The following is an 18,513-nucleotide window of genomic DNA, read 5'->3' as shown; positions in this document are numbered from 1 at the left end:
GTCGGAAGGGGCTCGGGCGGGAGCGGCACGGCCCGCCGTCGACGCCCTGCACGTCCGCGGCGGAGGCCGCATTATGGGAGGAAGCGGATACGCATCTGACCGACCGCTCGGTCTGCCACGTCTGCGTACCGCCGGTGCGCCGAACCCGTCGCCCCGGCAGGCGGGTTGGCGTGCCGGGGCAGATGTCCTGGTCGGGCGGCGCGGAGTGAGCCGGACACGACTCGATAACGATCGACGGGCCGCCGGGGGCCAAGGCACAGGGGTGCGGGCGCGGCGGGACCGGGCCGCGCGGGTCCGAACGCCGGACACCCGTACGGACGCGACCGCCCGGCGGTTACCGTAAGGGCACCATGAGCGCATCGCAGATCCCGCCTGCCACCGCCGTACCGGGCGATGACCTACCGACCCTTCTCGTGAAGATCTTCGGGAAGGACCGGCCGGGCATCACCGCAGGTCTCTTCGACACCCTCGCTGCCTACTCCGTCGATGTCGTGGACATCGAACAGATGGTGACCCGGGGGCGCATCACGCTGTGCGCGCTGGTCACCGCCCCCTCCCCCGCCGAGGGCTCCTCCGGCACCTCCGAAGGCGACCTGCGGGCCACCGTGCACAGCTGGGCCGAGTCGCTGAACCTCCAGGCGGAGATCATCTCCGGCCGCGGTGACAACCGCCCGCGCGGCACCGGGCGTTCGCACGTCACCGTGCTGGGACACCCGCTCACCGCGGAGACCGCCGCCGCGATCGCCGCCGCCATAACGGCCACCGGCGGCAACATCGACCGCATCTTCCGGCTTGCCAAGTATCCGGTGACCGCCGTCGAGTTCGCGGTGTCCGGTGCGGCGACCGAGGCGCTGCGCAGCGTGCTGGCCCCCGAGGCCGCACGGCTCGGCGTGGATGTCGCGGTGGTGGCGGCCGGGCTACAGCGCAGGGCGCAGCGGCTGGTGGTCATGGACGTCGACTCGACGCTCATCCAGGACGAGGTCATCGAGCTGTTCGCGGCGCACGCCGGCTGTGAGGCCGAGGTCGCCGAGGTCACCGCCGCCGCGATGCGCGGTGAGCTGGACTTCGAGCAGTCGCTGCACGCCCGGGTCGAGCTGCTCGGCGGGCTCGACGCGTCCGTGGTCGAGGCCGTGCGCAAGGAGGTGCGCCTCACCCCCGGGGCCCGCACCCTGGTGCGGACCCTCAAGCGGCTCGGCTATCAAGTCGGCGTCGTATCGGGCGGTTTCACGCAGGTCACCGACGCGCTCCAGGAGGAGCTGGGGCTGGACTTCGCCTCGGCCAACACCCTGGAGATCGTCGACGGGAAGCTCACCGGGCGGGTCACCGGCGACATCGTGGACCGGGCGGGCAAGGCGCGGCTGCTGCGGGAGTTCGCGCAGCAGGCCGGGGTGCCGCTCGCGCAGACCGTGGCGATCGGGGACGGTGCCAACGACCTCGACATGCTCAACACGGCCGGGCTCGGTGTCGCCTTCAACGCCAAGCCGGTGGTGCGGGAGGCGGCGCACACCGCGGTGAACGTGCCGTTCCTGGACACCGTGCTGTATCTGCTGGGCATCACCCGCGAAGAGGTCGAGGCGGCGGACACCCTCGTCGGCTGAGCGGTCCGGCACGGCCTGGCCCGGTCCGGTGGTCCGGCCCGGCCCGGTCGGCCCGGCCGCGGCACGGAGCGCCGCCCGGCGAAGGGCGACGACGGACAGAAGAGGGCCCCGGCACCTGTGTGCCGGGGCCCTCTCGCGTGCATCACGCTTCCCCGCACTCCGGGCGCGCGGGGTCCTCAGCCTTATCCGTGGGGGGTCCAGTAGGCGACCAGGCGACCGACGCCGTGCTCGACGGACTTCCAGGAGCCGTTGAAGGCGAGCACCGCGAGCGAGGCCGTCGGGAAGCCGCTGCGGTTCATCCGGGGCAGCAGATCACCCTCGGCGTCGCCGGAGAGCGCGTCGGCGAGGGCGTGCACGCCGGGGTTGTGCCCGACCAGCATCAGGTCGGTGACGTCGTCGGAGGTCTCGTTCAGCAGCGCGATGAGCTCGCCCAGGGAGGCTTCGTAGATCCGCTCCTCATAGACGGTCTTGGGTCGCTGCGGGAGCTCGTGGACGGCGAGCTTCCATGTCTCACGGGTACGCGCTGACGTCGAGCACAGGGTCAGATCGGGGGTGATCCCGGCTCCGGCCAGCCAGCGGCCGGCGACCGGGGCATCCTTGCGGCCGCGCTCGGCGAGCGGACGCTCATGATCGCTGGTCTCCGACCATTCGGCCTTGGCATGTCGGAGGAGGACAATCCGGCGGGGTGTATCGGCGCTCATGCGTCCCAGCTTCGCACGAAAGGCGGCACGGGGCGCGGGGTGTTGAAGTGCTCCCTCCGCGAGATGAGGCGCGGGCGGCGGGCGGGCGTCAGACACCGCCGCGCACCATCCGGGCCAGGAGTTTCACCAGCGCGACCAGGCCCTGCGGTGCGCTCGCGGCCCTCGCCTCGGCGGGACTGGCGACGAGTATCAGCAGGACCACGAAGGAGATCACCGGCAGGGCCAGTGCCCACCACGGCAGGTGCACCCGCAGGCGGGGACGGCGGGCCTTGGCGGCGGCCGGCCGGCTGGACGCGGCGGACATGCGCATCGCCTCCGTGGCGCATCGAGGGGCGGCGCTACCGCGGGCCGCGGCACGCCCACCGCTGTGTGCGGTGCTCTTCGAAGCTACGGATTCCCGGCGGCCGTTCCTATCCGGGAAGCCCCCCACTCGACCCTGGCGCCGGCCCCCTAGGGGACGGGGGCACCCCACCACGCCCGGGCCGCCCCCACCCACGCCCCGGCCGGCCTCGGCCCGGCCGCGCCCCGGCCGGGACCGGCCCCTTGGCCGAGTACGCCCAGGGGGTTTCCCTACGGCGCCGCGATACTCGCAATGATCGCGACGAGGACGGTCACGCCGAGCATGACGCCCAGCACGAGGAGCAGCTTCTTCTGGCTGCCCTGCGGATTCGGTTCGAGCACTGGCATGCGCCCAGTGTCGCACTCAGGTCTCGTCCTCGATCCGGCGGTCCCGCCCGGCCAGCACACCCACCGCGATCTGCGGCACCATCAGCCCCGCCATCAGGGCGATCGGCAGCCCCCAGCCACCGCTGTGCTGGTAGAGCGTGCCGACCAGCAGCGGTCCGGGAACGGAGATCAGATAGCCGACGCTCTGCGTGAAGGCCGAGAGCTTGACGACCCCGGCGGAGCTGGTCGAACGCATCCCGATCATCGTCAGGGCCAGCGGGAAGGCGCAGTTGGAGATGCCCATCAGCAGCGCCCAGGCCCAGGCGCCGGCGGCCGGCGCCAGCCACAGCCCGGCGTAACCGGCCAGGCCGCACAGACCGAGCAGCACCGCGATCGGACCCTGATGCCGCATCCGGGCCGCCAGCCGCGGCAGGACGAAGGAGAGCGGGACGCCCATCGCCATGGTGACCGCCAGCAGCACTCCCGCGGTGCCCGCCGAGACCCCGGCGTCGCGGAAGATCTGCGGCATCCAGCCCATCGTGATGTACGCGGCGGTGGCCTGCAGACCGAAGAAGACGGCCAGCGCCCAGGCGGTCGGTGAGGAGGTGATCCGTACGGTGGCTTCCCCCGTATGTGCCGCGCCGCCCGCGGCAGGCCCGGCGGCGGCCCTGCGCTGCCGTACCACCACGAGCCAGGGCAGCACGGCGACCGCCGCGAGCAGCGCCCACACCGCCAGGCCGGTCCGCCAACTCCCGCCGAGCGCATCGGTCATGGGCACGGTGAGCGCCGCGGCGAGCGAGGTGCCCAGGGCCAGCGCCATGGAGTAGAGCCCGGTCATCGGGCCGACCCGGTCGGCGAACCAGCTCTTGATGACCACCGGCATCAGGACGTTGCTGACCGCGATGCCGGCCAGGGCGAGCCCGCTGGCGGCGAGGAAGCCGCCGGTGCCGCCGGCGTACGGGCGCACCACGACGCCCACGGTGATCGCGACCATACCGGCGCAGACGATCGCGCCGGGCCCGAAGCGCCTGGCCAGACGGGGTGCGGCGATGCCGAAGGCGGCGAAGCACAGCGCGGGTACGGAGGTCAGCAGGCCGGCGACGGTGCCGCTCATGCCGAGACCGTCGCGGACCTCTTCCAGCAGCGCGCCGAGGCTGGTGATGGCCGGGCGGAGGTTGAGCGCGGCGAGGACGAGACCGGCGATCACGACCCACCGCAGCCGGTGACCGGCCTGCCCGCCCGCCTGGTGGTGGCTCTCCGGAGCGGCTTCCCCGAGGCCCGGCTGCGGGCGTCCGGTGCCGCCGGCGGGCCGGTCGGCGAGGGTCGTGGGGGGCTCGGCGGCGGGGCCGAGGGTCGCGAGGTCGTCGTCTGCCATAGGCGCCATCATAGAATCATGGGATGAATGCCTGTCCAGCCGATATCGATAGCCTCTGCCGGCCCGGCCGGCGCCGACGGCCACAAGGCTCCGCCGGGCGCGGCACCGCCCCCGTCCGTCGTCTCCTTCACCCCGGAGTGCAGCCATGCCTCTGACCTCGCCCCGCCGGTCCGCGCTGGCCGACCAGGTGATCGCGCAGCTGCGCGCCCAGATCACGTCCGGCGAGTGGCCGGTGGGCTCCCGTATCCCGACCGAGCCGGCGCTCGTCGAGCAGCTGGGGGTGGCCCGCAACACCGTCCGCGAGGCCGTACGGGCGCTGGCGCACAACGGGCTGCTGGACATCCGGCAGGGCTCGGGCACGTACGTGGTGGCGACCAGTGAACTGGCCGGGGTGATGAACCGCCGGTTCGCCGCGGCCGAGCCGGGACACGTCGCCGAGCTGCGCAGTGCCCTGGAGACGTCGGCCGCCCGGCTCGCCGCCGAGCGCCGCACCACACAAGACCTGCGGCAGATCGACGCCCTGCTGGAGCGCCGCGAGCGGGCCTGGGAGTCCGGCGCGGCGGAGGCCTTCGTGGAGGCGGACGCGACCTTGCACATGGCGATCGTGGCGGCCTCGCACAACGAGGTGCTGGCCGAGATCTACGCCGACCTCGGGGGCGTGCTGCGCGACTTCCTGCGGGCCGATGTGGGCGAGGAGCTGCGGCCCGAGGCGCATATGGACCATGCCCGGCTGGTCGAGGCGATCCGGGCGGGCGACGGCCAGCGGGCCGCCGCCGAGGCGAGCGCCCACCCCTTCGGCTGCCGGCTCGGCCTCCCGGACCGCGGCTGACCCGCGGAACACCGCACGCACCACACGCAGCGCACACACCGCACGCACCACATCCCGGTGGGCCCCGCCGGCTCCCGCCCCGCAAACCCGCGCCGCCGGCCCGCAGACGCGCTCTGCCTCGCCCGTGAACGCGTACTGCCCGCCCCGGCGGACCGGAACGGGCAGTACGGACGAGCAGCACGGACGGGCAGCGCAAAAGGCGCCGGTGCGTCAGGCGCCCATCATGTGCACACCGCCGTCGACGTGGACGATCTCGCCCGTCGTCCGCGGGAAGAAGTCGGACAGCATGCCGACGACGCCGCGGCCGGCCGGCTCCGGGTCGGCCAGGTCCCAGCCGATCGGGGCGCGGTGGTTCCACACGTCCGCCAGCTCCTCGAAGCCGGGGATGGACTTGGCGGCCATCGACTTGATCGGGCCCGCCGAGACCAGGTTGCAGCGGATGTTCTTCGCGCCGAGGTCACGCGCCAGGTAGCGGTTGGTGCTCTCCAGCGCCGCCTTGGCCACGCCCATCCAGTCGTACTTCGGCCAGGCGATCTGCGCGTCGAAGGTGAGGCCGACGACCGCGCCGCCGTGCTCCATGAGCGGCAGGCAGGCCATGGTCAGCGACTTGTAGGAGTACGCCGAGACCTGCACCGCGGTGCCCACGTCCGACCACTCGGCCTCCAGGAAGTTGAAGGCACCCTGCGGGCCGAAGGCGATGGAGTGCACGATGCCGTCAAGACGGGCCCCCTCGCCCTGGTGCTCACGGATCTTGTCGGCCAGCCCGTCCAGGTGCTCCTGGTTGGTGACGTCCAGCTCGATGACCGGGGCCGGCTTGGGCAGCCGCTTGGCGATCCGCTCGACGAGGGAGAGCCGGCCGAAGCCGGTGAGGATGACCTCGGCGCCCTCGTTCTGGGCGACCTTGGCCGCCTGGAAAGCGATCGACGACTCGGTCAGGACACCCGTGACCAGGATGCGCTTGCCTGCAAGGATTCCACTCATGCTGATCAGTGACCCATGCCCAATCCGCCGTCGACAGGAATGACGGCTCCGGTGATGTACGCGGCCTCGTCGGAGGCCAGGAAGCGGACCGAGGAGGCGATCTCCTCGGGCTGCGCATACCGCGCGAGCGGCACCTGCTTGACGATGCTCTCCCGCTGCTCATCGGTGAGCACACGGGTCATGTCGGTGTCGACGAAGCCGGGGGCGACGACGTTGACGGTGATGTTGCGGCTGCCCAGCTCACGGGCGAGCGAGCGGGCGAAGCCCACCAGGCCGGCCTTCGACGCGGCGTAGTTCGCCTGGCCCGCGCCGCCGGTCAGGCCCACCACGGACGAGATCAGCACGACGCGGCCCTTGCGGGCCCGCAGCATCGCCCGGTTGGCGCGCTTGACCACCCGGAACGTGCCGGTGAGGTTGGTCTCCAGGACCGAGGTGAAGTCCTCCTCGGACATCCGCATCAGCAGCTGGTCACGGGTGACGCCGGCGTTGGCCACCAGCACCTCGACCGGACCGTGCTTCTCCTCGATCTCCTTGTACGCCTGCTCGACCTGCTCGCTGTCCGTGATGTCGCACTTCACGGCCAAAAACCCCGCGGGCGGCTCGCCCGAGCGGTAGGTGATGGCGACCTTGTCGCCTGACTCGGCGAAGGCACGGGCAATGGCGAGGCCAATGCCGCGGTTACCTCCGGTGACCAGAACCGAGCGGCTCAAGAGATCACCCTTTCCGTTTCCTGTCCGTCCTGCGTTCGATACGAAACTATCGGTCACGGAGCCTTTAGGTGGAATCCAGCACGGACAGGCACGGGCGCCGGTCACTGTCGGGTCTCCACAGAACCACCACCGCGACGCGCCCCCTCGGCGGCCACCGTGCGTGCCCGCGGCGCGCCCCCGGCGGCCACCGGCCGTGCCCGCACCGGCGCCCGGCACCTGCGCACGCCCTGGCTGACTCCCGGCGCCGCGCACCGCCGTACCCTGGGCCACAGGCGCCCGGCAGGGCATGATGCAGGCGCCGACCACGGGAGGACTCCTTGCCTGCACTCCATGCCGTTGACGAAACATTCCTGGCGCTGCCGTTGCACGCGCTGGCCGATGCCGCGCTGGCCCGCGCCCGCGCGCTGGGCACCGACCATGCGGACTTCCGCCTGGAGCAGATCCGCAGCGCGTCCTGGCGGCTGCGGGACGCCCGTACGTCCGGGACCTCGGACACCACCGACCTCGGGTACGCGGTCCGGGTGGTGCACGGCGGGGCCTGGGGCTTCGCCTCCGGGGTGGATCTGACCATGGACGCGGCGGCGCGGGTGGCCTCGCAGGCGGTGGCGATGGCCAAACTGTCGGCCAAGGTCATCCGGGCCGCCGGCTCCGACGAGAGGGTCGAGCTGGCCGACGAGCCCGCGCACCCGGACCGCACCTGGGTCTCCTCGTACGAGATCAACCCGTTCGACGTACCGGACGCCGAGAAGAGCGGGCTGCTGGCCGAGTGGAGCGCCCGGCTGCTGGGCGCCGCGGGCGTGGCCCACGCGGACGCCTCGCTGCTGACCGTCCAGGAGAACAAGTTCTACGCCGACAGCGCGGGCACCGGCACCACCCAGCAGCGGGTGCGGCTGCACCCCGAACTGACCGCGGTCGCGGTGGACCCGGTGACCGGCGACTTCGACTCGATGCGCACCCTCGCCCCGCCGGCCGGCCGCGGTTGGGAGTACCTGACCGGCGACCACTACGACTGGGACGGTGAACTGGCCCGTATCCCGGATCACCTCGCCGAGAAGATGCGCGCGCCGCGCGTCGAGGCCGGCACGTACGACCTGGTGGTGGATCCGTCCAATCTGTGGCTGACGATCCACGAGTCGATCGGGCACGCGACGGAGCTGGACCGGGCGCTGGGCTACGAGGCGGCCTACGCGGGCACTTCGTTCGCCACCTTCGACCAGCTCGGGAAGCTGGCGTACGGCTCCGCGCTGATGAACGTCACGGGCGACCGGACCGTCGAACACGGGCTCGCGACCATCGGCTACGACGACGAGGGGGTGGCCGCCCAGTCCTGGGACCTGGTCAAGGACGGCACCCTGGTCGGCTACCAACTCGACCGCAGAATCGCGAAACTGACGGGCTTCGACCGCTCCAACGGCTGCGCGTACGCGGACTCCCCCGGCCATGTGCCGGTCCAGCGGATGGCGAACGTCTCGCTGCAGCCGGCCCCGGACGGACCGTCCACCGAGGAGCTGATCTCCGGGGTGGAGCGCGGCATCTATGTCGTCGGCGACCGGTCCTGGTCGATCGATATGCAGCGGTACAACTTCCAGTTCACCGGGCAGCGCTTCCACCGGATCGAGAACGGACGGCTGACCGGGCAGCTGCGTGATGTCGCCTACCAGGCGACCACCACCGACTTCTGGGGCTCGATGACCGCGGTCGGCGGTCCGGGGACCTATGTCCTGGGCGGCGCCTTCAACTGCGGCAAGGCCCAGCCGGGCCAGGTGGCCTCGGTCTCCCACGGTTGCCCGTCGGCTCTCTTCGAGGGCGTGAACATTCTGAACACCACGCAGGAGGCCGGTCGATGAGCACGCGTACACCGCGCAGGAACAGGCCGCACGAGATCGTCGAGCGGGCCCTGGAGCTCTCCCGGGCCGACGGCTGTGTGGTCATCGCCGATGAGCACTCCGGCGCCAATCTGCGCTGGGCGGGCAATGCGCTCACCACGAACGGCGTCACCCGCGGCCGTACCCTCACGGTCGTGGCGACCGTGGACGGCGGCCAGGGCACAGCGTCCGGTGTCGTCTCGCGCTCCGCGGTGACCGCGGACGACGTGGAGGCGCTGGTACGTGCCGCCGAGGCGGCCGCCCGGGACGCCGGGCCCGCCGAGGACGCCCAGCCGCTGGTCGGCGGCGAGAAGGGGTCCGCCGACTTCACCGAGGCGCCCGCCGAGACCTCCTCGGAGGTGTTCGCGGCGTTCGCCCCGGCGCTGGGTGAGTCCTTCCGGCAGGCCCGCGCGGGCGGCCGTGAGCTGTACGGCTTCGCCCGGCACGATGTCGTCTCCTCGTATCTGGGCACCTCGACCGGGCTGCGGCTGCGGCACGACCAGCCCACGGGGACGCTGGAGCTGAACGCCAAGTCCGCAGGTACTGGCGCGGCCGGACCCCGCTCTGCCTGGGCCGGCCGGGCGACCCGGGACTTCGCCGATGTCGATCCGCGGGAGCTGGACGGTGAGCTGGGGCGGCGGCTGGGCTGGGCCGAGCGGCGGATCGAGCTGCCCGCCGGGCGGTACGACACCCTGCTGCCGCCGACCGCCGTCGCCGACCTGCTCGTCTACCAGATGTGGTCCTCCGGGGCCCGGGACGCCGTCGAAGGCCGCACGGTCTTCTCCCGGCCGGCCCACGACGGTGCGGCGGACCGGCCCGGGGCGGGTACCCGGCTGGGCGAACGGCTCAGCGAGCTGCCGCTGACGCTGCGCAGCGACCCACGGGCGCCCGGTCTGGAGTGCGCACCGTTCGTGCTGGCGCACTCCTCCGGCGACGATGCGTCGGTCTTCGACAACGGGCTGCCGCTGACGGCCACCGAGTGGATGCGCGAAGGCGTGCTGAACCGGCTGCCGACCACCCGGCACAGCGCCGGGCTCACCGGCCTTCCGGTGGCGCCGGGCATCGACAACCTCCTCCTGGAGGGCGGTGGTTCCCGCTCGCTGGAGGAGATGGTGGCCGCCGCCGGGCACGACGGCCCGGCGCTGCTGCTGACCTGCCTGTGGTACATCCGCGAGGTCGACCCGGCGACGCTGCTGCTGACCGGGCTGACCCGGGACGGGGTCTACCTGGTCGAGCAGGGCGAGGTGGTCGGCGAGGTGAACAACTTCCGGTTCAACGAGTCGCCGGTGGACCTGCTGTCCCGGGCGGTGGAGGCGGGCCGTACGGAGCGGACCCTGCCGCGGGAGTGGGGCGACTACTTCACCCGGGCCGCGATGCCGGCACTGCGCGTCCCGGACTTCCACATGAGCTCGGTCAGCCGCGGGGTGTGAGGCCGCGGGCGTCCCGCCCGGCCGGTGATGTCCGCCCCGCCGGTTGCGGCGGGCAGGCCGGCGGGCGGTGGCAGGCGGACGGCGCGGGTGCGTCCTCCGGGACCAATAGACTGTCCGCTTGTCCACCCGTTCGGGAACCACGATCGATCAGGAACGCCATGACACGCCTCGGCGAATCCGTCGCCCGCGCCACCACCCTGCTCTCCGCCGACCTCTCCTCGGACGCCACGGTCCGGGAGCTGCTCCAGGAGACGGGCGCGCGGCGTTATCTCGACCTGACGGACCTGCCCGCCAAGGAGCAGGCCGAGCTGATCGCGGCCCGTACGGTCGAGGTCCTGCCGGGCGTGGAGAAGCTGGCCGAGCGGATCGAGGAGCGCCGGGCGGCCGGCCAGGGTCTGCACATCAAGCTGGGCATCGACCCGACGGCCACCGATGTCCACCTGGGGCATGCGGTGCCGCTGATCGTCCTGAGCCGGTTCCAGCGGCTGGGCCATGACGTCACCCTGATCATCGGTGACTTCACCGCCAAGATCGGCGACCCGTCGGGCCGTACGGCCGAGCGCCCGCCGCTGACCGACGAGGACATCGCGCACAACCTCGCCACGTACCGCGAACAGGTGCGGCCCTTCTTCGACTTCGAGAAGGTCAGCTTCCGGCAGAACAGCGAGTGGCTGGCGCCGTACACCTTCCCGGAACTGCTCATGCTGCTCGCCCAGGTTCCGGCCTCCCAGCTGCTGCAGCGCGAGGACTTCCGCAACCGGTTGGCGGCCGGCTCCGGTCTGACCATGACGGAGCTGCTGTACCCCATCGCGCAGGGCCTGGACTCGGTGGCGCTGGAGTGCGATGTGGAGCTGGGCGGCTCCGACCAGCTGCTCAATCTGCAGATGGGCCGCAAGCTGATGGAGCTGCGCGGGCAGCGGCCGCAGCTGGTGGTGACCATGCCGCTGATCGAGGGCACGGACGGCACCGGCGCCAAGATGTCCAAGTCCAAGGGCAATTACGTCGGGCTGAGCGCCCCCGCCGACGATGTCTTCGGCAAGATCATGTCGGTGCCCGACCGGCTGATGGAGCCGTACCTGAAGGCCTGGACGGAGTGGACGGACGGGGAGATCGCGCTCGTCCTGGGCCGGGTCACGGACCGCTCGCTGCACCCGATGGACCTCAAGAAGGTCCTGGCGGGCGAGGTCGTGGCGGCGCTGTACGGCATGGAGGCGGCGATGGCGGCGCGGGCCGGTTTCGTCGCGCAGTTCTCCAAGAAGTCGTTCTCCGATGTGGACTCGCTCCCGGTCGTCGATGTCGCCGCGCACGGCGCGGAGACGGTGGCGACGGTGCTGACCAAGATCCTGGAGTTCACGCCCAGCGCCTCGGCGGCGCGGCGGCTGGCCAAGCAGAATGCGCTGCGGCTGGTCGTGGAGGGCGAGGACGGGCAGCAGACCGTGACGCTCGCGGAGGCCGATTCGGTCCGGCCGCTGGGTGAGGTGCTGGCCGAGAAGCTGGCGGACACGGCCGGGGTCGCATACCTCAAGGCCGGACGGAAGCTGGCTCAGCTCGACGGCCGCTGAGACGGCAGAGGACACGGGCGGCCGGTGCGCATCGCTGCGCGCCGGCCGCCCGTGTTCGGGGGCGTCTAGGCGGCATGTTTCTTGCGGCCGCGCATGGAGGCCCAGATACGGTCACCGACGGCGACGACGACGATCGCGCCGGCCAGCTGCAACAGGTGCCGGATCCAGTCGATGCCCTTGGTGTCATTCACCCCGATGCCGGTGGCCACCCAGTTGCCGAGGACGCTGCCCAGCATGCCGAAGATCACGGTCAGCCAGAGCGGGATCTGCTGCTTGCCCGGGATGATGGCCTTCGCGATCAGGCCGAGCACCAGGCCCACGATGATGGCCCACAACCACGTCATGTCGACTCCTCCTGCGGCACGGTGCAGATGACACTCGCCCGCTCAGTGTCGCCCCGCATCGGCTATGGCGCACGCCGGGAACCGTCGTACGCACCAGTGCGGTGACAGACCCCGCCGGAACGGGGTGACAGACCCCGCCGGAACGGGGCATGACCCGGTCTCGAAGGCGGCGCGGCCGCGGCGTACCGTGGAAACCGACCGGATACCGGGGAGAATCCGGCACGACTGAGCAGGCGGTGGAACGTGATGCGGAAGCAGAGCAGCGGCCAGGCCTTCCGGATCACCGGGGCACGGCAGGGCCTGTCCGAGGATGTGCGCGGACGGCAGCGGCGGTACGTGATCTCGATGGCGGTGCGGACGGTGGCCGTCGTGCTCACCGTCGTGCTGTGGAACATCGAACGGCCCGTCGCCATTGCGACGTTGGTGCTCGGTTTGACGCTGCCCTATATCGCGGTGGTGATCGCCAACGCGGGCCGGGAGAACGCCCCTTCGCTCCCGAAGACCTTTGTCGCGGGCCCGACCCGGCCGATGCTGACGCCGGGAGCCGGCGACGCTCCCACGGAATCCGTTCCGGAGCGGCCGGCGGCGGGTTCCTCCGCCTCGCCACAGGACCCCAGCTGATCATCACCCGGTCTGCAAAGCTCAAGAAAAGCTCAGATCAATCATGGAGTTCCAGTGCACTAGGCACCCTCCCCCGTGACATACTGCGTACGCGCTCCGCATCCCCCGTCGGAGCGACGGACCGACGCCGGGCGGCTCCCCCCGTGGCTGCCCGGCGTCGTCATGTCCGCAGGTCCGCGAGGTGCGGTGGCCGGGCCCGGGGCCGTGAGCGCAGGACGTAGGGTTGAGGCCGTGAACTCCCCGAACCCCCAGGACCCCGCCGAGGACACCGTCATCTGTTCCGCGAAGGGCTGCCGCGCCGCCGCCGTATGGGTGCTGGCCTGGAACAACCCGAAGCTGCACACTCCGGACCGGCGCAAGACCTGGCTGGCCTGCGAGGAGCACCGGGAGCATCTGTCGCAGTTCCTCGGCGTGCGCGGTTTCCTCAAGGATGTCGTGACGCTGGAGGAGTGGGAGGCGTCGGCCGCCGGTCACTGACGCCGGCCGCTGACTCAGTCACTGACGCCGGCCACTGACTCGGGTCGCCGGCGCCGGACCGGCTCAGCCGCCGATCGAGGACATCGGACGCTCCGGCTGCAGGAACGAGGGGTCGTCCAGGCCGGAGCCCGCCTTCTTGCCCCACATCGCGTGCTGCCATATGCGGGCGATCTCGTCATCCGGGGCACCGGAGCGCAGGGCGGTGCGCAGATCCGTCTCCTCGGTGGCGAACAGGCAGGTACGGACCTGGCCGTCGGCGGTCAGTCGCGTACGGTCGCAGGCCCGGCAGAACGGGCGGGTGACGGAGGCGATCACACCGACGCGGTGCGGCCCGCCGTCGACGATCCAGCGTTCGGCGGGCGCGGAGCCCCGTTCGTCCTGGCCCTCGGGGGTGAGCGTGAAGCGGGTGCGCAGCGAGGAGAGGATGTCGCCCGCGGTGATCATGCCGTCGCGCTTCCAGCCGTGCTGGGCGTCCAGCGGCATCTGCTCGATGAAGCGGAGCTCGTAGTCATGAGCGATGGCCCAGGCCAGCAGGTCGGGGGCCTCGTCGTCGTTGAGCCCCGGCATCAGGACGGTGTTGACCTTGACCGGGGTCAGACCGGCCGTGCGGGCCGCCTCCAGGCCGCGCAGGACATCGTCGTGCCGCTTGCGGCGGGTCATGGCCTGGAAGACGTCGGGCCGCAGGGTGTCGAGGGAGACGTTGACGCGGTCCAGGCCGGCGTCGCGGAGTGCGGCTGCGGTGCGCTGCAGGCCGATGCCGTTGGTGGTCAGCGACATCTGGGGGCGCGGGGCGAGGGCGGCGACGCGCTCGACGATGCCGGGCAGGCCGGGGCGGAGCAGCGGTTCACCGCCGGTGAAGCGGACCTCTTCGATGCCCAGGTCCCGCACGGCGATGCCGATCAGCCGGACGATCTCGTCGTCGGTGAGCAGGTCAGGCTTGGCCAGCCACTGCAGCCCCTCTTCCGGCATGCAGTACGTACACCGCAGATTGCACCGGTCGGTGAGTGAAACGCGCAGGTCGGTGGCCACACGGCCATAAGTGTCGATGAGCACTGGGCCCCCTCCCCAAGAGTGTTGGCTCGGTACCTCTCCTTCGGTGGATCAGTACGACTTCGAGCCTACGCGATGGGTGTGACAACGGGCAGGGAGGAGAAGCACGAGGTGGGCGGGGTGGAGTCGTAGAGATCTACGATGCCACCCCGCCCGGGCCCTGTAGGGACGGCTCAGCCGGGCCGCCTCAGTGGGCTCCGGTCCCGGTCAGCGAGCGGACCTCCAGTTCGGCGTACTTCTGCGCGTCCGGCTCCTCCTTGGACAGCAGGGACCCGAGCCAGCCGAGCAGGAAGCCCAGCGGGATGGAGATCAGGCCCGGGTTCTCCAGGGGGAAGACGGCGAAGTCGGCGCCGGGGAACATCGAGGTCTCCTTGCCGGAGACGACCGGGGAGAAGAGGACCAGGAGGACGGAGGAGACGAGCCCTCCGTAGATGGACCACAGGGCGCCCCGGGTGGTGAAGCGTTTCCAGAACAGGCTGTACAGGAGGGTCGGGAGGTTGGCGGAGGCGGCGACCGCGAAGGCGAGCGCCACCAGGCCGGCGACGTTCAGGCCGCGGGCGAAGACCCCCAGGACGATGGCGACACCGCCGATGCCGACGGTCGCCCAGCGGGCCGCGCCGACCTCTTCCTTCTCGGTGGCCTTGCCCTTGCGCAGGACATTGACGTACAGGTCGTGCGCGAAGGACGAGGACGAGGCGAGGGTGAGGCCGGCGACCACCGCGAGGATGGTCGCGAAGGCGACGGCGGAGATGACGGCGAGCAGGATCGCGCCCCCGGTGGAGCCCGCGCCGCCGCCGATCTCCTGGGCGAGCAGCGGGGCCGCGGTGTTGCCCGCCTTGTTGGAGGCGGTGATCGTCCCGGGCTTGATCAGGGCCGCGGCGCCGAACCCGAGCGCGATGGTCATCAGGTAGAAGACGCCGATGATGCCGATCGCCCAGTTCACGGACTTCCGCGCGGCCTTGGCGGTGGGGACGGTGTAGAAGCGGATGAGGATGTGCGGCAGGCCCGCGGTGCCCAGGACGAGGGCGAGGCCCAGCGAGATGAAGTCGATCTTCGAGGTGGCGGTGGCGCCGTACTTGAGGCCGGGCTCCAGGAAGGCGGCTCCCTTGCCGCTGTTCTCGGCGGCGGCGCCCAGCAGCTCGGAGAGGTTGAAGTGGAACCTGAGCGCCACCAGGAAGGTGATCAGCAGGGTGCCGGCGATCAGCAGGACCGCCTTGACCATCTGGACCCAGGTGGTGCCCTTCATCCCGCCGATGGTGACGTAGAGGATCATCACGACGCCGACGAGGACCACCACCAGGATCTTGCCCGCCTCGCTGGTGATGCCCAGGAGCAGGGTGACCAGGGCGCCCGCGCCCGCCATCTGGGCGAGCAGGTAGAAGATCGAGACGATGATGGTGGAGGTGCCGGCGGCGGTGCGGACCGGGCGCTGGCGCATCCGGTAGGCGAGGACGTCGCCCATGGTGAAGCGGCCGGAGTTGCGCAGTGGTTCGGCGACCAGGAGGAGGGCGACGAGCCAGGCGACGAGGAAGCCGATGGAGTAGAGGAAGCCGTCGTAGCCGAAGAGGGCGATGGCGCCGGCGATGCCCAGGAAGGACGCGGCGGACATGTAGTCGCCGGAGATGGCCAGGCCGTTCTGGAATCCGCTGAACTGCCGGCCGCCGGCGTAGAAGTCCTCCGCGCCCTTCGTCTGCCGGCCCGCCCAGACGGTGAGGCCGAGGGTGGCGGCGACGAAGACCGCGAAGAGGGTGACGATCAGGGCGCGGTGCTCGCCCGCGCCGCCGGCCGCGAGGTCGAGCGCGAGGGGACGGTGCAGAGGGGTCATGCGTCACCTTCCAGGCGGGACTTGATGGCCTCGGCCTTGGGGTCGAGCCGGGTGGCGGCGTGCCGGGAGTACCACCAGGCGATCAGGAAGGTCGTGGCGAACTGGGCGATGCCGAGGACGAAGGCCACATTGATATGGCCGAGGACCTTGGTGCCCATGAAGCCGCCGGCGTAGCTCGACAGCAGCACGTACCCGAGGTACCAGAGGATGAAGGCGACGGTCAGCGGGAAGGCGAACGAGCGGTGCGCACGGCGGAGTTCATCGAATTCCGCACTCGACTGCACCTGGATGTAGTCGGGCGGCTCATGCGTCCCCGGGTCGAGGGTCGGTGCGGCGCTCACGGAATCTCCTGACGCGAAGGGGCGGGCCCGGGCCGGTCCGGCGGATCGGCCCGGGGAGGGCCCGGCCGGCGGTAAAGCTCACGTAAGTGATCTGGATCACGCATGGTAGAGGCGCATCAGACGATACGACAGGGGTTCGTTGGTTGAATCCCAGAAGAAACCGGGGGAATGCCCGCGCCGGACCGCCACCGTGCGCGGGGCGCTTCGTTGAGCCCGGTGTGAACCCGCCGCCACAGCAGGCCCCGCAGCCCCCCGTCCCCCGCCGGCGCCCCTACGGCAGCATCCGGCTGCCGGCGCCGCTCGCCCTCGCCCCGTCGGAAAAACCGCGGCCGGGGACGGCCGCCACCGCGCGCCGCTGGTACGGACCGCGAATCGCGCTGCCCCCGCTGAGCATCACCACCCTGCGACGCGACGGCTGACCGGACCTGAAGGCGTCCAAGACGGCCGAAATCGGCTGACGCACTATCAATTTCACACTCCTGGCGGGTTTTCTCCCCGTTTTTTCTCCGAAGTCCATTGCTGCACACGAGTGGTCGCCGATAACTTCACTTCTCATTGCAACCGCCCGTGCGCAACCCGCGCACGGGCGGTCTCACGGATGATGTGGAGTATCCATGGCACATCCCCGATCCAGACGCATGCGGGCGCTGGCCGTACCGCTCGGACTGGCTCTGACCGCGTCCCTCGGTTTCCTCCCGAATGCGGCCACCGCCGCGTCCCGGGACTCCGCCCCGGCCGCAGCGGCCCCGGCCGACGGCCCGCTGCTGTCGTACGTCGTGAACACCACGCCCGGCCACGCCGTGGTCGGCAAGGTGGAGAAGGCGATAGCCAAGGCCGGCGGGAAGGTGGTCATCGCCCATGAACGGATAGGCGTGATCGTCGTCCACTCGGCCAACCCCCAGTTCGCCACCACCCTGCGCACGGTGCCCGGTGTGCAGTCGGCGGGCGCGACCCGCACCGCGCCGCTGAAGGCGCAGGGCACCACCGACATCGGCAAGCCGCAGAAGATCGACCTGCCGAAGTCCCAGCTGGCGGCGGCCGGCAAGGCGGCCAAGGCGAACGGCGAGGAACCGCTCGAACCGCTGCAGTGGGACCTGCCCGCCATCAAGGCCGACCAGGCCGCGAAGGTGAACCCCGGCAGCAGGAACGTCACCGTCGGCATCATCGACACCGGCGTGGACGACACCCACCCCGACCTGAAGCCCAACTTCTCCGCGAAGCAGTCCGCCAACTGCGTGGGCGGCGTGGCCGACACCTCCAAGGGCGCCTGGCGCCCCTGGAACCCGGACGAGGACTACCACGGCACCCATGTCGCGGGCACGATCGCCGCGGCCCGCAACGGTGTCGGCGTGGCGGGTGTCGCGCCGGGCGTGAAGATCTCCGCCCTCAAGGTCAGCGAGCCGGAGACGAGCCTCTTCTACGCCGAGAGCGTGGTGTGCGCCTTCGTCTTCGCGGCCGACCACGGCGTCGAGGTCACCAACAACAGCTACTACGTCGACCCGTGGATGTTCAACTGCAAGGACGACGCGGACCAGGCCGCCATCATCGACGCGGTCGGCCGTGCGGCGAGCTACGCCCAGCGCAAGGGCGTACTCAACATCGCCGCGGCGGGCAACTCCGGCCTCGACCTGGCGGCTCCCCAGCTGCCCGACGCCTCCAGCCCGAACGACTCCACCCCGGTCGAGCGCACCATCAACCCGAAGACCTGCTGGGACGTTCCCACCCAGCTGCCGGGCACGGTGACGGTCGCGGCGGCGGGCGTCAACAAGCTCAAGTCGTACTACTCGAACTACGGCCTCGGCCAGATCGATGTGGCGGCACCGGGCGGCGACTCGCGGCAGGTGCCCGAGCTGCCCGCCAAGAACGGCAACATCCTCTCCACCATGCCGGGCGGTGACTGGGCCTACCTGGCCGGCACGTCCATGGCGACCCCGCACGTCGCGGGCGTCGCGGCGCTGCTCAAGAGCACCCACCCGAAGTCCAGCCCGCAGGAGATCCAGTGGCTCCTCAAGGAGCAGGCGGACAACCCCGGCTGCCCCACGGGTGACGCGACCTGCACCGGCACCAAGCATGTCAACAGCCACTTCGGCTACGGCATCGTCGATGCGCTGGACGCGGTGAAGAAGTAACTCCCGGTC

Annotated in this window: 19 protein-coding genes; 9 read left to right on the top strand and 10 right to left on the bottom strand. The window is 71.3% G+C overall.

What is annotated here, in order from left to right; translation table 11 throughout:
- Positions 1-350: 350 nt before the first annotated feature.
- Positions 351-1,598: a phosphoserine phosphatase SerB gene (serB, locus tag OHS81_RS28730; protein ID WP_328387944.1), complete on the top strand. Its 1,248-nt coding sequence runs from the start codon at positions 351-353 to the stop codon at positions 1,596-1,598.
- 182 nt (positions 1,599-1,780) lie between these two features.
- Here the strand turns inward: serB and OHS81_RS28725 are convergent, their stop codons facing one another.
- The 4 genes from OHS81_RS28725 to OHS81_RS28710 all read right to left on the bottom strand — a co-directional run bounded on the left by OHS81_RS28725 (position 1,781) and on the right by OHS81_RS28710 (position 4,340).
- Positions 1,781-2,299, bottom strand: coding sequence for a SixA phosphatase family protein (locus OHS81_RS28725; RefSeq protein ID WP_129297059.1), 519 nt, complete (start codon positions 2,297-2,299; stop codon positions 1,781-1,783).
- Positions 2,300-2,387: 88 nt separating this feature from the next.
- Positions 2,388-2,603, bottom strand: a complete 216-nt coding sequence (locus OHS81_RS28720; RefSeq protein ID WP_328387941.1) for a hypothetical protein — start codon at positions 2,601-2,603, stop codon at positions 2,388-2,390.
- 266 nt (positions 2,604-2,869) lie between these two features.
- Positions 2,870-2,986: an SGM_5486 family transporter-associated protein gene (locus OHS81_RS28715; RefSeq protein WP_256331552.1), complete on the bottom strand. Its 117-nt coding sequence runs from the start codon at positions 2,984-2,986 to the stop codon at positions 2,870-2,872.
- Positions 2,987-3,002: 16 nt separating this feature from the next.
- Positions 3,003-4,340, bottom strand: a complete 1,338-nt coding sequence (locus OHS81_RS28710; protein ID WP_328387936.1) for a CynX/NimT family MFS transporter — start codon at positions 4,338-4,340, stop codon at positions 3,003-3,005.
- A 145-nt stretch (positions 4,341-4,485) separates the two neighbouring features.
- Between OHS81_RS28710 and OHS81_RS28705 the strand changes: the two genes are divergently transcribed.
- Entirely contained in the window at positions 4,486-5,169 is a 684-nt protein-coding gene (locus OHS81_RS28705) for a FadR/GntR family transcriptional regulator (protein ID WP_328387934.1), read from the top strand.
- Between the two features lie 210 nt (positions 5,170-5,379).
- Here OHS81_RS28705 and fabI read toward each other — a convergent pair whose 3' ends face one another.
- Positions 5,380-6,150 carry an enoyl-ACP reductase FabI gene (fabI, locus tag OHS81_RS28700; protein ID WP_189102722.1) on the bottom strand — a complete coding sequence of 257 codons (771 nt, stop codon included), beginning with the start codon at positions 6,148-6,150 and terminating at the stop codon, positions 5,380-5,382.
- A gap of 5 nt (positions 6,151-6,155) precedes the next feature.
- Positions 6,156-6,860 (bottom strand): 3-oxoacyl-[acyl-carrier-protein] reductase, encoded by a 705-nt coding sequence (gene fabG, locus OHS81_RS28695; protein ID WP_328387924.1) that lies wholly within the window; start codon positions 6,858-6,860, stop codon positions 6,156-6,158.
- A gap of 317 nt (positions 6,861-7,177) precedes the next feature.
- On the opposite strand from fabG, the gene OHS81_RS28690 reads away from it, so the two are divergent.
- The 3 genes from OHS81_RS28690 to tyrS all read left to right on the top strand — a co-directional run bounded on the left by OHS81_RS28690 (position 7,178) and on the right by tyrS (position 11,717).
- Positions 7,178-8,707: a TldD/PmbA family protein gene (locus OHS81_RS28690; RefSeq protein ID WP_328387922.1), complete on the top strand. Its 1,530-nt coding sequence runs from the start codon at positions 7,178-7,180 to the stop codon at positions 8,705-8,707.
- Complete coding sequence (locus OHS81_RS28685) at positions 8,704-10,155, top strand: metallopeptidase TldD-related protein (protein ID WP_328387920.1); 1,452 nt, start codon at positions 8,704-8,706, stop codon at positions 10,153-10,155. The genes OHS81_RS28690 and OHS81_RS28685 overlap by 4 nt, the downstream gene beginning before the upstream one ends.
- A gap of 158 nt (positions 10,156-10,313) precedes the next feature.
- On the top strand, positions 10,314-11,717 hold the full coding sequence (tyrS, locus tag OHS81_RS28680) for a tyrosine--tRNA ligase (RefSeq protein WP_328387918.1): 1,404 nt from the start codon (positions 10,314-10,316) through the stop codon (positions 11,715-11,717).
- A 65-nt stretch (positions 11,718-11,782) separates the two neighbouring features.
- Here tyrS and OHS81_RS28675 read toward each other — a convergent pair whose 3' ends face one another.
- Positions 11,783-12,061 carry a GlsB/YeaQ/YmgE family stress response membrane protein gene (locus OHS81_RS28675; RefSeq protein WP_328387916.1) on the bottom strand — a complete coding sequence of 93 codons (279 nt, stop codon included), beginning with the start codon at positions 12,059-12,061 and terminating at the stop codon, positions 11,783-11,785.
- Between the two features lie 246 nt (positions 12,062-12,307).
- Between OHS81_RS28675 and OHS81_RS28670 the strand changes: the two genes are divergently transcribed.
- Positions 12,308-12,682 carry a DUF3099 domain-containing protein gene (locus OHS81_RS28670; protein WP_328387914.1) on the top strand — a complete coding sequence of 125 codons (375 nt, stop codon included), beginning with the start codon at positions 12,308-12,310 and terminating at the stop codon, positions 12,680-12,682.
- Between the two features lie 231 nt (positions 12,683-12,913).
- Positions 12,914-13,159: a hypothetical protein gene (locus OHS81_RS28665; RefSeq protein WP_328387912.1), complete on the top strand. Its 246-nt coding sequence runs from the start codon at positions 12,914-12,916 to the stop codon at positions 13,157-13,159.
- A gap of 63 nt (positions 13,160-13,222) precedes the next feature.
- Here OHS81_RS28665 and moaA read toward each other — a convergent pair whose 3' ends face one another.
- The 3 genes from moaA to OHS81_RS28650 form a co-directional block, all read right to left on the bottom strand.
- Positions 13,223-14,212 (bottom strand): GTP 3',8-cyclase MoaA, encoded by a 990-nt coding sequence (gene moaA / locus OHS81_RS28660; protein WP_328387910.1) that lies wholly within the window; start codon positions 14,210-14,212, stop codon positions 13,223-13,225.
- Positions 14,213-14,396: 184 nt separating this feature from the next.
- Positions 14,397-16,034 carry a solute symporter family protein gene (locus tag OHS81_RS28655; protein ID WP_328387908.1) on the bottom strand — a complete coding sequence of 546 codons (1,638 nt, stop codon included), beginning with the start codon at positions 16,032-16,034 and terminating at the stop codon, positions 14,397-14,399.
- Positions 16,031-16,375: a DUF485 domain-containing protein gene (locus OHS81_RS28650; RefSeq protein ID WP_328387906.1), complete on the bottom strand. Its 345-nt coding sequence runs from the start codon at positions 16,373-16,375 to the stop codon at positions 16,031-16,033. Before OHS81_RS28650 ends, OHS81_RS28655 begins: the two co-directional genes overlap by 4 nt.
- A 218-nt stretch (positions 16,376-16,593) precedes the next feature.
- On the opposite strand from OHS81_RS28650, the gene OHS81_RS28645 reads away from it, so the two are divergent.
- Together OHS81_RS28645 and OHS81_RS28640 are read left to right on the top strand one after the other, a co-directional pair.
- Positions 16,594-16,794 carry a hypothetical protein gene (locus OHS81_RS28645; RefSeq protein WP_328387904.1) on the top strand — a complete coding sequence of 67 codons (201 nt, stop codon included), beginning with the start codon at positions 16,594-16,596 and terminating at the stop codon, positions 16,792-16,794.
- A gap of 195 nt (positions 16,795-16,989) precedes the next feature.
- Positions 16,990-18,504 (top strand): S8 family serine peptidase, encoded by a 1,515-nt coding sequence (locus tag OHS81_RS28640; protein ID WP_328387902.1) that lies wholly within the window; start codon positions 16,990-16,992, stop codon positions 18,502-18,504.
- Positions 18,505-18,513: the final 9 nt, after the last annotated feature.

Source organism: Streptomyces sp. NBC_00400 (assembly GCF_036048035.1).
Classification (GTDB): Bacteria; Actinomycetota; Actinomycetes; order Streptomycetales; family Streptomycetaceae; genus Streptomyces.
This window is presented reverse-complemented; position numbering and strand designations above follow the sequence as displayed.